The sequence below is a fragment of the Paenibacillus polymyxa genome, from assembly GCF_001719045.1.
GTDB classification, from domain to species: Bacteria; Bacillota; Bacilli; order Paenibacillales; family Paenibacillaceae; genus Paenibacillus; species Paenibacillus polymyxa_B.
In genome coordinates this window covers 1,153,549-1,167,424 of the sequence record NZ_CP015423.1, presented here as the reverse complement: position 1 = coordinate 1,167,424, position 13,876 = coordinate 1,153,549, and the positions used below count along the sequence as shown (strand labels likewise).

General features: G+C 46.0%; 12 protein-coding genes. 11 read left to right on the top strand and 1 reads right to left on the bottom strand.

What is annotated here, in order from left to right:
- Positions 1-54 precede the first annotated feature (54 nt).
- Positions 55-852: a hypothetical protein gene (locus AOU00_RS05275; RefSeq protein ID WP_061829634.1), complete on the top strand. Its 798-nt coding sequence runs from the start codon at positions 55-57 to the stop codon at positions 850-852.
- Positions 853-881: 29 nt separating this feature from the next.
- Here the strand turns inward: AOU00_RS05275 and AOU00_RS05270 are convergent, their stop codons facing one another.
- The gene (locus AOU00_RS05270; RefSeq protein ID WP_025718091.1) at positions 882-1,304 is read right to left on the bottom strand and encodes a hemerythrin domain-containing protein; all 423 of its coding nucleotides are present in this window, start codon (positions 1,302-1,304) and stop codon (positions 882-884) included.
- A 169-nt stretch (positions 1,305-1,473) separates the two neighbouring features.
- Between AOU00_RS05270 and AOU00_RS05265 the strand changes: the two genes are divergently transcribed.
- The 10 genes from AOU00_RS05265 to narI all read left to right on the top strand — a co-directional run bounded on the left by AOU00_RS05265 (position 1,474) and on the right by narI (position 13,863).
- Entirely contained in the window at positions 1,474-2,262 is a 789-nt protein-coding gene (locus AOU00_RS05265) for a YwiC-like family protein (protein WP_069290104.1), read from the top strand.
- A gap of 14 nt (positions 2,263-2,276) precedes the next feature.
- Positions 2,277-3,392, top strand: a complete 1,116-nt coding sequence (locus AOU00_RS05260; RefSeq protein ID WP_069290103.1) for a TIGR04053 family radical SAM/SPASM domain-containing protein — start codon at positions 2,277-2,279, stop codon at positions 3,390-3,392.
- Positions 3,376-4,797 (top strand): protoporphyrinogen oxidase, encoded by a 1,422-nt coding sequence (gene hemG / locus AOU00_RS05255; RefSeq protein ID WP_069290102.1) that lies wholly within the window; start codon positions 3,376-3,378, stop codon positions 4,795-4,797. Before AOU00_RS05260 ends, hemG begins: the two co-directional genes overlap by 17 nt.
- A 109-nt stretch (positions 4,798-4,906) precedes the next feature.
- Positions 4,907-5,626, top strand: a complete 720-nt coding sequence (gene ric / locus AOU00_RS05250; protein WP_069290101.1) for an iron-sulfur cluster repair di-iron protein — start codon at positions 4,907-4,909, stop codon at positions 5,624-5,626.
- A gap of 29 nt (positions 5,627-5,655) precedes the next feature.
- Complete coding sequence (gene modA, locus AOU00_RS05245; protein ID WP_069290100.1) at positions 5,656-6,507, top strand: molybdate ABC transporter substrate-binding protein; 852 nt, start codon at positions 5,656-5,658, stop codon at positions 6,505-6,507.
- On the top strand, positions 6,504-7,181 hold the full coding sequence (modB, locus tag AOU00_RS05240) for a molybdate ABC transporter permease subunit (protein ID WP_028542273.1): 678 nt from the start codon (positions 6,504-6,506) through the stop codon (positions 7,179-7,181). The genes modA and modB overlap by 4 nt, the downstream gene beginning before the upstream one ends.
- A gap of 198 nt (positions 7,182-7,379) precedes the next feature.
- Complete coding sequence (locus tag AOU00_RS05235; RefSeq protein WP_069290099.1) at positions 7,380-11,054, top strand: nitrate reductase subunit alpha; 3,675 nt, start codon at positions 7,380-7,382, stop codon at positions 11,052-11,054.
- Positions 11,044-12,621 (top strand): nitrate reductase subunit beta, encoded by a 1,578-nt coding sequence (gene narH / locus AOU00_RS05230; RefSeq protein ID WP_069290098.1) that lies wholly within the window; start codon positions 11,044-11,046, stop codon positions 12,619-12,621. Before AOU00_RS05235 ends, narH begins: the two co-directional genes overlap by 11 nt.
- Positions 12,614-13,180 carry a nitrate reductase molybdenum cofactor assembly chaperone gene (narJ, locus tag AOU00_RS05225; protein WP_039274409.1) on the top strand — a complete coding sequence of 189 codons (567 nt, stop codon included), beginning with the start codon at positions 12,614-12,616 and terminating at the stop codon, positions 13,178-13,180. Before narH ends, narJ begins: the two co-directional genes overlap by 8 nt.
- Positions 13,180-13,863, top strand: a complete 684-nt coding sequence (narI, locus tag AOU00_RS05220) for a respiratory nitrate reductase subunit gamma (protein WP_081330765.1) — start codon at positions 13,180-13,182, stop codon at positions 13,861-13,863. Before narJ ends, narI begins: the two co-directional genes overlap by 1 nt.
- Positions 13,864-13,876 lie beyond the last annotated feature (13 nt).

The following is a 13,876-nucleotide window of genomic DNA, read 5'->3' as shown; positions in this document are numbered from 1 at the left end:
ACCCTGCTCTTTGTGCTGGAGGTGAGGGTGTTGGATGAGTAAGGGAGATGTGTTGTGGATAAAAAGGCGAAAAAAATACTGATGAACACATTCTGGTCCTCTAGCGGCTGGAAGCAGGAGCGGGGATCTTTTTCGGGTGAGGATTTTGAATATGCCAAAAGTAAGGGCTTGATGTTCGATCCGATCACCATTACACATAACGAGATTATAAACAGGCTGCATGAGCTGCACCAGCAAAAGGCTACAAAAGAGCGAGTGGCAGTAGCGTTTTTGCACAGTCTTTCCACGAAAAAGGTTCATTTACGAAGCGCCTTATCGAGCTGGGCATTAACCGCAGGGCTTCCTTTGCACACCTATGGGGAGCGGCCTGTCGTCTTGCCCAATTACAGTAGCTGTGGGGATTGTAATTTTAATAAATTGATGTCTGATAAGGAATATGTCAATGAAGATTTGAATGTACTGAATTTTGAACGAATCAAATGGGGCGGTATTCGTCTGAACCACCTTCTGTATTGCTGGATGGACCTTGAATTGTTCAGTCAAGAAGAGGCTGTTCAGATTTCCGATGAGGATCTGACTATACTTCATAACATGCTCGAAGCTGTTCAGAACTGTGATGCTCAAAGCAGTGCACGTCAATTGGAAAAGCGCTGGAAGGATGTGTTTCCATCCAGCAAAAACGAGCGTGATGTAGTCATGGAGGTGTGGGGATATGCCGGACTGCTGGTTCCACAGGACACGCCTCGTAAACGACAGCACGGCAATCATGACTTTTATTCCGTAGCAGCTTGGCAAGGAGATGACGGATACTCGCAGGAGGCGTTGGACTATTTCTTCGGTACGTTTTTATAGAGAAAGTGAATCGTTATGCCACATCTTGATCATGACGGTTCCTCAAACAACAAACGTTCTTCTTCCCGACTATGGATGGCATTGACAACCAGAAGCGCGTGGAACTGCTGAAGAACTTCAGGCGTAAGCCCTTCTTCACGGATCATGGCTTTGAGCTCTTTTACAATGATTCGGAGCAGATCATGATCCCGTGTAAGTTTGACGACAGCCTCCTGCAGTTCCGGTTTTTTCTCGACCATTTCCTGATAGAATCCTTCCTCTTCTGCATCAGCATGGCTAAGAATGCGGGTTTCCCAATATTCGATCAAGTGGTCGGCAGCCTGGCGCGCCACCTTGAATTCTTTTGCTTCGAGTAATTCCTCTACTTCTCTCGTCTTATCTAGAGCGCCAGATAGCCCGCCTTGATGAATGGCATGATGAGCATGCAGTTGACGTAAAGAAGGTCCTCCCATAACAGTTCATCCTTTCTTTGTACCCTTTTTTAGTACAGTATAGCATAAGAAAATAGCGTTATTTTTCCGGTTAGGATTTTCCCCCCTAAGGAAAAGGGAACTCCCTAATTGGTTCAATTTCATATAATACTTAGAATGAAGTTAGAAGATAAAACTCAATCTTGGGGGAATGGATGATGAATCGATTAACCGAAATAACAGACATAAAAAAGATTGTGAAAAAAGGATCAAGGGTTTGAAGGGGATGAGCAGATACATACCCAATCAACATGGAGCTTGGGCCATGCTCATTCTTCCATTTTTATTCGGTTTAGCTGCTTCTCGAGGGGAACTCATTCATATCCCCCTATTTGTGTGCTGGTTTTTTATCTACTTATTCAGTTTTCCTGTCCTCCAATGGATCAAAACAGGCAGCAGTGAAAGATACCGCAAACCCGCCGTTGTATACGGAGTGATATTACTTCCTTTGTTAATTTCACTGATATGGTTTGAGCCTGCCTTGATCTGGTATGGGGTTCTTCTATTGCTCTTTTTTATGGCTAATATTTATTTTGCAAAAACGAAAAATGAACGTGCTTTACTCAATGACATTGTTGCAATTCTACTCTTTTGTTCTTTTATATACCCCGTTATTTATATGGGGGGAGGAGAGGATTGGAGAGTAGCAACAGAGTTATTCTTGCTTTTGGTGCTTTACTTTATCGGAACTGCTTTGTATGTCAAAACGATCATTCGTGAAAGAAAAAATATACGTTACCATTATGCTTCCATCATCTATCATTTGGTGATTTTGTTGTTTGCTACTTGGTTAAAGTTAGCTCTGTTTGTTCCTTTTTCGATTTTTTTGATACGGGCCATATGGCTTCCTAAACTTGGATTAAAGGCAAAACAAGTTGGCATGGCGGAAATTGGATTTTCAATGATGCTCTATGTTTTTGTGTTGTTTTTATACTTCTAAAAGGAGAGACATCAATGATATCTTTGAAAACGCCGCGTGATTATCATACAGATCCGTTTATAGTCATCTGGGAGGTTACACGAGCTTGTGCTTTAAAGTGCCTTCACTGTAGAGCGGAAGCTCAGTACAAACCTGATCCTCGCCAGCTGACACTAGAAGAAGGTAAGAAGCTGATAGATCAAATCGCTGAAATGAATCATCCGTTGGTTGTGTTCACAGGCGGAGATCCTTTGATGCGTCCTGATCTGTTTGAACTGGCTCGATATGCAATTGAAGAGAAAAATCTGTCGGTTTCGATGACCCCCAGTGCCACACCTAAAGTGACACGAGCAGCGGTAGAAAAAGCAAAGCAAGTTGGGTTATCGCGGTGGGCGTTTAGTCTGGACGGTTCATGTGCAGACATTCACGATCATTTTCGGGGTACGGTGGGTTCCTACGATACAACCATGCGAGGAATTGGTTATTTAAAGGAGCTGAATATCCCTATTCAAGTGAACACTACGGTGTCCCGGTACAACCTCCATGATCTGGAGCGAATTGCAGAAAGGGTAAAGGAAATGCAGGCCGTGTTATGGAGTTTATTTTTCCTTGTTCCAACCGGACGTGGCATGGAGAAAGATATGATTACTCCTGATGAGCATGAAGCCGTAATGAAATGGTTGTATCAAATACAGCAACAGATGCCGTACGGTGTGAAGGCTACAGAAGCTCCCCACTACCGGAGGGTCGTACTGCAGCAAAAGCACAATGCAGGTGAGAGCAGTGTAGCAGACGAACAAAAGAGGGCAGATGTTTTAGGACGTGCTCCTAAAGGCGTAAATGATGGAGATGGATTTGTTTTTATTAGTCATATCGGAGAAGTATACCCGAGCGGTTTTCTGCCTCTTATGTGCGGGAATGTACGAAACGATAGCCTGGCAGATATTTATCGCAACTCTCCGATCATGATGAATCTTAGAGATAAGTCCCTACTTAAAGGTAAATGTGGAGTCTGTGAATTCAAGGCCATCTGTGGGGGCTCCAGAGCAAGGGCTTTTGCAATAACAGGAGACTATTTGGAGAGTGACCCTTATTGCGCTTATATACCCGGGGTTGGAGAGGAAAAGTGTTTTCATGAAAAAAAGTTCTAAAAAAGTCGTTATTCTCGGTGGAGGAATAAGTGGTTTAAGTGCTGCCTTTTATGTGAAAAAGCTGGCTGAGGATCGGCAGCTTGAAGTGGAGATTACACTGGTGGAGAAAAGTGAACGTCTGGGAGGAAAGCTGCAAACCGTTCGCCAAAACGATTTTATGATCGAAAAAGGACCGGATGCTTTCTTGGCCAGAAAGACGGCAATATTGGATCTGACCATGGAGTTGGGGCTGGAAGCAGAGCTGGTATCGACAAACCCGAAAGCCAAATCTGCTTGCATTTTGCATAAGGGCAAACTTCATACGATGCCGATGGGCTTCATTCTGGGCATCCCAACAAAGCTGACTCCTTTCATTCGGACAGGACTTATTTCTCCACTGGGAAAAGCACGGGCAGCCCTGGATTTAATCATTCCGGCGAAGAAAGGTGATGCGGACGAATCTCTAGGTGATTTTATCAAACGGCGTCTTGGCAAAGAAGTTCTGGACCAGATTACAGAACCTCTGCTGTCTGGAATTTACGCTGGGGATACTCATTCTCTGAGCCTTATGTCAACTTTCCCTCAATTTAAACTAATGGAACAAAAGCATGGAAGTTTGATTAAGGGTATGTCTAAAGGGGCGGGAAGAAAGCCAGCAGTACAAGACAAACTGCCGGATATCGCTAAGAAAAGTATGTTTCTTTCTTATCGGCTAGGATTATCTACGATCGTGGAGCGGCTAAAGGAAAGGCTGGATACCGTACGTTTTGTTATGGGGCAAGGTGTAGTTGAAGTAAGGAAGGAAAGCGGTTATCAGGTCATTTTAGAACACGGACAAAAAATAGATGCGGATGCGGTGATCTGCGCTGTTCCAGCTTTTGAAGCGGCTACATTATTTTCCGGCGTTGCAAGCGCTAGCTGGTTACACAAGATTCACTATGTTTCCGTAGCCAATATTGCTCTTGCTTATAAAAACACAGATCTTAATTTTGCTTTTGAGGGAACGGGATTTCTAGTCCCTCGCAAAGAAGGCAAAAAGATTACAGCATGTACTTGGTCTTCGACGAAGTGGAGCCATACTGCTCCTGAAGGATATACGCTTTTACGGACCTACATCGGACATGCAGGCGCACAGGATTGGATTCAGATGACAGACGATCAACTTGTGGATGCCGCGCGCAAAGATTTGAAAGATTTAATGGGCCTGGAAGCGGAACCGGAATTCGTTGAAGTCAGTAGGTGTGATCGATCGATGCCGCAATATCCGATTGGACACAAAGAGCATATGGCGAAGATGAGACAGGACTTCGCACAGTATTTACCGGGTGTTTTTCTATGCGGTGCCGGCTATGGGGGCGTTGGAATTCCAGATTGTATCGCTCAAGGGAAAGAAGCGGCTGAACAGTTGCTTTCTGATTTGTTATAATCAGGCTCTTTCCACTAGTGAAAGAGGGAACCCCCTGATTGGTTCAGCTTTAAGGGAGACGTAGAATGAAAGTTGAGTATAAAATCGAAGTAAAATGGAGGAATGGAAGATGAGCCAGTTAACGGAAGAAACATGGGTGGCGGACATCGTGAAAGCAGTACCCAAAACGGGAGATCTGTTCCGCAAACTGAGAATTGATTTCTGCTGTGGAGGGAAAATATCGCTCCGTGAAGCAGCAGCCAATCGAGGCCTCCACGCTGGTGAACTGCTGACGCAGATACATGAAGTGGAAGAAAAGCAGGCACAGCATAAGCAAATGCAACCTCCTTCACTCGAACCAAAAGAACTAATCGCCTATATTCAAAATGAGTATCATACGAAGCTTCGGGAAGAACTATCGGCCTTAACGCCGTATGTAACCAAACTAACGCGGGTTCACGGTGAACGTTATTCGCATCTCAAGCGAGTTAATGAATTGTTCACCTTGCTTAAACAGGAATTATCGGAACATATTCAAAATGAGGAGGACCTTGTGTTTCCGATGATTGAAGCATTTTTACAAGAATCAACAGTGGAACGAGCAGATGAGTTGAATCTAATTTTGTCCAAGTTGCAAGACGAGCATCAAACGGTGGTGGAGTTCCTGAAGGAAATGCGCTTGATCACAAACGGCTTTGAGCCGATGCAGGAAGCTTGTGGTACGCACCGACTCGTATTGAAGCGGTTAGAAGACCTGGAAGCAGATATTTTTAATCATATTCTTCTTGAAAATTGTACACTGATCGAACGTACGAGACAGGCACAGCTAATAGCGAAACCGATTAATTGATGATGAACTAACATGAGGAGCCGAACCAAATGCATAAATTAATTAAAAGTAGCACTGTTTTCGTTTTGGTTATGTCCATCATTTTATTATTATCAGGATGCGGTACGAAACAACAACTAGATTCAAATGTTAGCAGTTCGGATCAGAACGGATCTTCCAGCCAGACATCTTCGAAAACGGCTGAAACTATTGAGCTTACCATATCCGCAGCAGCAAGTTTAACGGATGCGCTCAAAGAAATTCAGCATTCATACGAATCAACCCATACAGGCATTAAATTGAATTTTAACTTCGGCGGCTCTGGTGCGTTGGAAAAACAAATTGAGCAAGGAGCGCCGTCGGATTTGTTTCTGTCCGCTTCGACCAAAAACATGAAGCCCCTTGTTGATCAGCAGTTAATAGATACGAAAAAACAAAAAACGTGGCTGACGAACGAATTGGTCGCGGTTAGCCCTGAAGATGGGACGATGAACATCGCGAGTGTAACCGATTTAACAAAAAAAGAAGTGAAGAAAGTTGCAATCGGAATTCCTGAAAGTGTTCCAGCGGGTAACTACGCACAGGAAGCGCTGACGAAAGCGAAGCTTTGGGACACGTTACAGAGCAAGCTGGTTCAAGCGAAAGACGTTAGACAAGTGCTGCAATATGTGGAAACTGGGAATGCAGATGTCGGATTTGTATATAAAACAGATGCATTGACTTCACAAAAGGCAAAAATCGCCTTTGAGGTGAATCCCAAAACCTATTCACCTGTTGAGTATCCAATCGGGATTGTCAAAGCTACAAAGCACATTCAAGAAGCCGAAGACTTTTATGCATACTTACAATCGCAAGAATCTCTGAATATTATGGATAAGTATGGATTTAACATACCGAAGTGAGCATGCAAGATATAGATTGGAATGAATATTGGCCTCCTATCCGATTATCGTTGCAGGTTGCACTGTTATCTAGCGTTCTCGTAATCATATTAGGCTTGCTTGTGGCATGGTCAATGTCGCGGTTGGGATTATTTAAAGGGAAAACGGTTGTTGAAACCGTGCTTATGCTGCCTTTGGTACTCCCACCGACGGTTGTTGGTTTTTTACTGCTCATATTACTTGGACGAAAAAGCGGGTTCGGACGGTTTGTGGAGCAATGGTTTGGCGAGCCTATTATATTCTCGTGGTGGGCAGGGGTTATAGCAGCGGTGGTAGTAGCTTTTCCTCTAGTCTATCGGACGCTGAGAATGGGATTGTCTTCTGTTGACCGGGACTTGGAAAACGCGGGACGTTCGATGGGTGCAAGTGAATGGCAGGTTTTTCGATACATCACCTTCCCTTTAATTTTCCCTTCTTTTAAAGCTGCCTTCATACTCGGTTTTGCCCGTGGCCTGGGCGAATTTGGTGCTACGCTGATGATTGCCGGAAATATTCCGGGTAAAACTCAAACGATTCCGACGGCCATTTATATTGCAGTGGATGCTGGTCATCTTCCTATGGCGTGGGCGTGGACATGCTCTATCATACTCATTTCTTTTATCATGCTCCTGTTAACGGGTCAAAAGAACAATTAATTACTTCATACAAGCTTCCCTGTAGCAGGGGGAGGCTTTTTTGTATCTTTCCATAGAACGAGGGATTTCCTGTAGCGCTATAGGACATTCCCTAATGGGAACAGAGATGAATGAATTACATAATGAGAGTAAGCGAATGAGTCTTCCCTTGGAACTTGCGTGGGGATGATTCTTTCTAAAAAGGAGTGTTGGTCATCGATGAAAAAGAAATACAACCTCAACTTTTTTAAACCGATCGAAAGCTATTCGGGAAATTGGTCAATCCTTGAGGAAAAAAATAGAGAATGGGAAAACGTGTATCGTCAGCGTTGGTCTCACGACAAAGTGGTTCGGACGACTCACGGAGTGAACTGCACCGGTTCCTGTAGTTGGAAGGTTTTTGTCAAAAACGGCATCATTACCTGGGAAAATCAACAGATCGATTATCCTTCCTGCGGTGTAGATATGCCAGAATTTGAACCGCGGGGATGCCCGCGTGGGGCTACATTTTCCTGGTATGAATACAGTCCATTACGCGTTAAATATCCCTATATGCGCGGTAAGCTGTTGCGGCTTTGGCAGGCGGCCATCCAGGAGCATACCAATCCGGTGGAAGCATGGGCAAGCATTGTGGAAGATCCAGAGAAAGCCAAGCTCTACAAATCAGCTCGCGGAAAAGGCGGTCATGTCCGTGTCACTTGGGACGATGTCCTGCGTCTGATCTCGGCACAACTCATCTATACCATTCGTAAATACGGTCCTGACCGGATTGCGGGCTTTACGCCAATCCCGGCGATGTCAATGATAAGCTACGCTTCAGGAGCCCGATTCATTTCGCTACTGGGTGGGCAGATGTTGAGTTTTTATGACTGGTATGCCGATCTTCCTCCTTCATCTCCTCAAATTTGGGGTGAGCAGACGGATGTACCGGAATCTTCTGATTGGTACAATGCGGGTTACCTGATTATGTGGGGATCGAACGTACCGCTTACCCGGACGCCAGATGCTCATTTTATGACGGAAGTACGATATAAGGGAACAAAAGTCGTATCAGTGGCTCCCGACTTGGCGGAGAATGTGAAGTTCGCTGACAACTGGCTTGCCCCAAATCCGGGTACAGATGCTGCCGTAGCCCAGGCTATGACGCATGTTATTTTGGATGAGTTTTACAAAGATCGCCAAGAACCGATGTTCATTAACTATGCCAAACAATATACGGATATGCCGTTTATGATTCTGCTTGATCCACACGAGGGAGCCTGGAAAGGTGGACGTTTTCTACGGGCGAGTGACCTGGGGGATGCTTCGCCGCATGCGGACTGGAAGCCGGTCATATATGACGAAGCGGCGGGGGAAATGCTGGTCCCGAACGGTACGATGGGACAGCGCTGGGAGCAGGATAAGAAATGGAACCTGATTCTGGAACGGGAAGATGGAACAAAGGTTGAGCCCGCGCTCACTGTGGAAGGTCATGGCGAGCAATGGGAAGAAATCGTATTCCCTTACTTTGATAACGCCGGTAATGGAACGTTCAAACGTGTAATTCCGGCCAAAAAAGTACGCATGGCAGATGGCTCGGAACGTTACGTAGCAACTGTGTACGATTTGATGATGAGCCAGTACGGTGTCGCACGCAATGACAGCTCTCATAACGCCAAAAATTATTACGACGAAGCTTCGCATTATACCCCTGCCTGGCAGGAGAAGATCACAGGTGTGAAGGCGTCTGTTGTGGTACAGATTGCTCGGGAATTTGCCCAAAATGCTATCGATACTAAAGGTCGCTCCATGATTATTATGGGTGCGGGTATCAACCACTGGTTCAATAGTGACACGATCTATCGATCCATCTTGAATCTTGTCGTGTTGACTGCTTCCCAAGGTGTAAACGGTGGAGGCTGGGCGCATTATGTGGGTCAAGAAAAGCTCCGCCCAATCGAAGGCTGGTCAACGATTGCTTTTGCAAAAGACTGGCAAGGGGCGGCTCGGCAGCAAAATGCTACATCGTTTTTCTACTTTGCAACAGAGCAGTGGCGTTACGAAGAAAGTGGAACAGACACCTTGAAGTCACCGATTGGCGGGGATGTCAGTTACAGACATCCAGCAGACTACAACGTGCTCGCAGCACGTCTGGGTTGGCTGCCTTCTTATCCACAGTTTAATAAAAACAGTCTGTTGTTCGCCGAAGAGGCTGCACAATTAGGCAAGAAGTCGAACGAGGACATCATCAATCATTCTGTGGAAGAGATTAAATCACGTAAGACACGCTTCGCTGTAGAAGATCCTGGGGCAGCCGAGAACTTCCCGCGTTCACTCTTTGTTTGGCGGTCAAATCTGATTTCCAGTTCGGCGAAGGGACAAGAGTATTTCATGAAACATTTACTCGGAGCATCTGATGCCCTGCTTGCCCGGCCGAACGAAGAACAGAAACCTGAGGAAATTGTCTGGAGAGAAGATGTAGAAGGAAAGCTTGATTTGATGGTAGCACTTGATTTCCGGATGACAACAACTCCATTGTACGCGGACATCGTGCTTCCGGCGGCAACCTGGTACGAAAAAACAGACTTGTCGTCAACAGACATGCATCCTTTCGTGCATCCGTTTAATCCGGCTGTAAACCCTCTGTGGGAATCCCGCGCGGACTGGGATATTTACCGCCAGCTTTCCGAAGTCTTTTCCGATATGGCAAAAGAGTACCTGCCAGGCATATATAAAGACCTTGTGACTGCGCCGCTCGCACACGATAGTATAGGCGAAATTTCACAGCCGATGGGTCTTGTAAAGGATTGGACGAAGGGCGAGATTGAAGCGACTCCGGGTAAAACCATGCCGAATTTCAGCATCATCGAACGCGATTATACTAAAATTCACGATAAATTTATCTCACTCGGTCCGAATTTGACTAGTGGGAAAGCAGGTGCGCATGGCGTCAGCTTCTCCGTAGCGGACGAATATGAGGAAATGAAAAAGTTGAACGGAGTTTACTACGATGAATCCATTAAAGACGGGCTGCCCAAAATCCAGACAGCTCGCCAAGTAGCCAATGCAATTCTGCACCTTTCATCCGCGACTAATGGACGGGTGTCGCAAAAGGCTTATGAGCAGGCAGAAGAGCTTCACGGTGTGGAACTCAAAGATATCTCGGCCGATCGGGCAGCGGAAAGGATCACTTTCCAAAGTATAACGGCGCAGCCACGGGAAGTTATACCGACACCAGTATTCACTGGATCGAACAAGAAGGGACGCCGCTATTCACCATTTACAACGAATATTGAACGTCTCGTTCCGTTTCGTACTTTGACGGGAAGACAGCATTTCTATATTGATCATGAGATTTTCCAACAATTTGGGGAATCATTGCCGATCTACAAACCGACGCTACCGCCAATGGTGTTCGGCCCTCGCGATCGGGAAATAAAAGGCGGGCAAGATTCACTCGTGCTCCGTTATCTGACACCGCACGGTAAATGGAATATTCACTCCACCTACCAGGATAACCAGCACATGCTTACACTGTTTCGCGGAGGTCCTACGGTGTGGATCAACAACGAAGACGCAGAGGCACACGATCTTGCCGACAATGACTGGGTAGAGGTATACAACCGTAACGGCGTCGTAACCGCCCGGACCGTTGTCAGCCATCGGATGCCAAGAGGAACGATGTTCATGTACCATGCTCAGGATAAGCACATTCAAGTGCCAGGCTCCGAAATCACGGATACACGCGGCGGTAGTCATAACGCACCTACAAGAATTCATCTCAAACCAACTCAGATGGTCGGTGGATATGCTCAGCTTAGTTATGGATTCAACTATTATGGTCCGATCGGCAACCAGCGCGATGTGTACGTTGCGGTACGTAAAATGAAGGAGGTTAACTGGCTTGAAGATTAAAGCTCAAATTGCCATGGTCATGAACCTGGATAAGTGTATTGGCTGTCATACGTGCAGCGTGACATGTAAAACAACCTGGACGAACCGCAAAGGTGCGGAATATATGTGGTTTAACAATGTGGAAACCAAACCGGGTATCGGTTATCCGAAGCGCTGGGAAGATCAGGAATTATATAAAGGGGGCTGGCAGCTCCGCAAAGGGAAACTAGAACTGAAGTCAGGCAACAAGCTGTCCAAGATAGCACTGGGTAAGATTTTTTACAATCCAGACATGCCGGAAATGAAAGATTATTATGAGCCCTGGACTTATAATTACGAGCAACTGACCAACGCTGGCGAACAGAAGCATTCACCTGTGGCACGTGCACATTCTGCGGTAACCGGTGAGAAAATGGATTTGGAGTGGGGTCCAAACTGGGAAGATGATCTGGCGGGTGCGCATGTAACGGGTCCGCTTGATCCAAATATTCAAAAAATTGAAGAAGAAATTAAATTTAACTTTGAGAAGTCGTTCATGGTTTATCTCCCACGGCTTTGCGAACATTGTTTAAATCCGAGCTGTGTCGCGTCATGTCCTTCGGGTGCCATGTACAAACGGGACGAGGACGGAATCGTGCTCGTGGATCAGGAAGCCTGCCGTGGCTGGCGGTATTGCATGACGGGCTGCCCATACAAAAAAGTGTACTTTAACTGGCAGACGAACAAAGCGGAAAAATGTACCTTCTGTTTCCCACGTGTGGAAGCTGGTCTGCCGACAGTCTGCTCCGAGACATGTACAGGACGAATTCGCTACCTCGGCGTTATGCTGTATGACGCGGATCGAGTGCTTGAGGCCGCTTCTACGCAGGATGAGAAAGAGCTTTATAAAGCGCAATGCGACCTGTTCATGGATCCAAGTGATCCGGCAGTGATTGCTCAAGCGAGAAAAGACGGTATCTCGGAGGACTGGATTGAAGCAGCGCAGAACTCGCCGGTCTACAAGCTTGCTATTGAGCACAAGCTGGCATTCCCGCTTCATCCGGAATACCGCACATTACCTATGGTCTGGTATGTGCCACCACTCAGTCCGATCATGAATTACTTTGAAGGGAAAGACTCAATTGAGAATCCCGATATGATCTTTCCGGCTATCGAAGAGATGCGCACCCCTATTCAGTACCTTGCCAATATGCTGACAGCGGGCGACACGCAAACTGTGAAGGAATCCTTGCAGCGAATGGCTATGATGCGCTCCTATATGCGTGCCCAATCCACAGGACAACCTTTCGATGAAAGCCGTCTTGAGCGCATCGGCATGACACCGCGGCAGACTGAGCAGATGTATCGACTTCTGGCGATTGCCAAGTATGAGGATCGTTTCGTCATTCCGACATCACATAAAGAAGGATATTCGAATCCGTACCGGGCTCAAGGATCTGCTGGTTACGGCGATACCATGGGAAACATGGGTTCTGGCTCTGGATGTGACGGCTGTAGTATGGCAAGTTCGATGGGGATGGAAGAGCCTTTGAAAACGGGCAAAGAAATGTATGAAGAAAACTTCTACGGGGGTATTTGGCGTGATTAATGTAGCGAAGTTGTATGAATGCAAGCCATCATTCGGGTTTTTCGCTCAGCAACTCATGTACCCGGAAAAGCTGGATTTTCATCCAGCTTTTCTGGAAGCATCGTTTGATCCGAACCATCCGGCATATACGTATGCGAACACCTACTGGTCCCTTATGCAAGAGTTCAGTATGGAAGAGATTCAGGAAATGTATACGGAAACCTTTGATTTTCAAAAGAATTGTGCACTATATATGACTTACTTTAAATTCGAAGATGCAAAAGAACGGGGACAAATGTTGGTCAAGTTAAAGGTGCTATATGAGATGTACGGTCTTGAAATGCCAGATGGAGAGCTGCCAGATTACCTTCCGCTCATGTGTGAATTTCTGTATGCCGCCGAATGGGCGCAAGATCCGAAGACGACAGAAAACTTCCGCATGCCAATCGCGATCCTGGAAGACGGCACATATCATTTGCTTAAAGCACTGGAAAAAATGGAAAGCCCGTATTTTCATCTGGTGAAGGGACTGCGCGAAACGCTTAAAGCTTGCGTAGAACAGGAGGCGGCCGCGCAATGATGATGCTAGAGCAGTTTTTATGGGTCATTTTCCCTTATATGTGCGTGGTCGTCTTTATTGTAGGCCATATTTTCCGCTACAGAAACGACCAGTTCAATTGGACAGCGAAATCAAGTGAGTTTATTGAAAAAAAACAATTGATGATCGGAAGCCTCTTGTTCCACCTGGGTATCATCCCGGTTATTATGGGGCATGTGTCCGGTCTGGGCATACCGAAAACCTGGATGCATGCACTGGGTGTAAATGATCATCTGTATCATATTGGGGCAGTTTATATTGGTGGTATATTCGGAGCCATGACGTTCCTCGGTATGTTGATTCTCACCTCTCGCCGTTTTACAATACGCAATGTGCGCCGTTTAAGTACAGCGTCTGATTTGATCGTAAACGTATTGCTTTTGGCCATTGTATGCATGGGGATGTTTGCGACTCTCGTAACGAATGCGGTACAGCCAGAATTCGATTATCGAGAGACGATCTCAATCTGGTTCCGCGGTTTATTCATATTCCGTGTCGACCCGACACTGATGAGAGACGTACCGATGTCCTTCAAGCTTCATATCCTTATGGCCTTTGCGATTTTTGCATTCTGGCCGTTTACCCGGCTTGTACATGTGTGGAGTGTTCCGTTGAATTATGTGCGCAGAAGTTATATCCTTTACAGAAGACATAAATCGAATTAGGAAAGCGGGCTCT

Bases quoted from the DNA above. Each gene is read 5' to 3' on its own strand.
- AOU00_RS05260 (WP_069290103.1), top strand. From the start codon at position 2,277: ATGATATCTTTGAAAACGCCGCGTGATTATCATACAGATCCGTTTATA.
- AOU00_RS05235 (WP_069290099.1), top strand. From the start codon at position 7,380: ATGAAAAAGAAATACAACCTCAACTTTTTTAAACCGATCGAAAGCTAT.
- modA (WP_069290100.1), top strand. From the start codon at position 5,656: ATGCATAAATTAATTAAAAGTAGCACTGTTTTCGTTTTGGTTATGTCC.
- hemG (WP_069290102.1), top strand. From the start codon at position 3,376: ATGAAAAAAAGTTCTAAAAAAGTCGTTATTCTCGGTGGAGGAATAAGT.
- AOU00_RS05265 (WP_069290104.1), top strand. From the start codon at position 1,474: ATGGATGATGAATCGATTAACCGAAATAACAGACATAAAAAAGATTGT.
- AOU00_RS05270 (WP_025718091.1), bottom strand. From the start codon at position 1,304: ATGGGAGGACCTTCTTTACGTCAACTGCATGCTCATCATGCCATTCAT.
- narI (WP_081330765.1), top strand. From the start codon at position 13,180: ATGATGCTAGAGCAGTTTTTATGGGTCATTTTCCCTTATATGTGCGTG.
- ric (WP_069290101.1), top strand. From the start codon at position 4,907: ATGAGCCAGTTAACGGAAGAAACATGGGTGGCGGACATCGTGAAAGCA.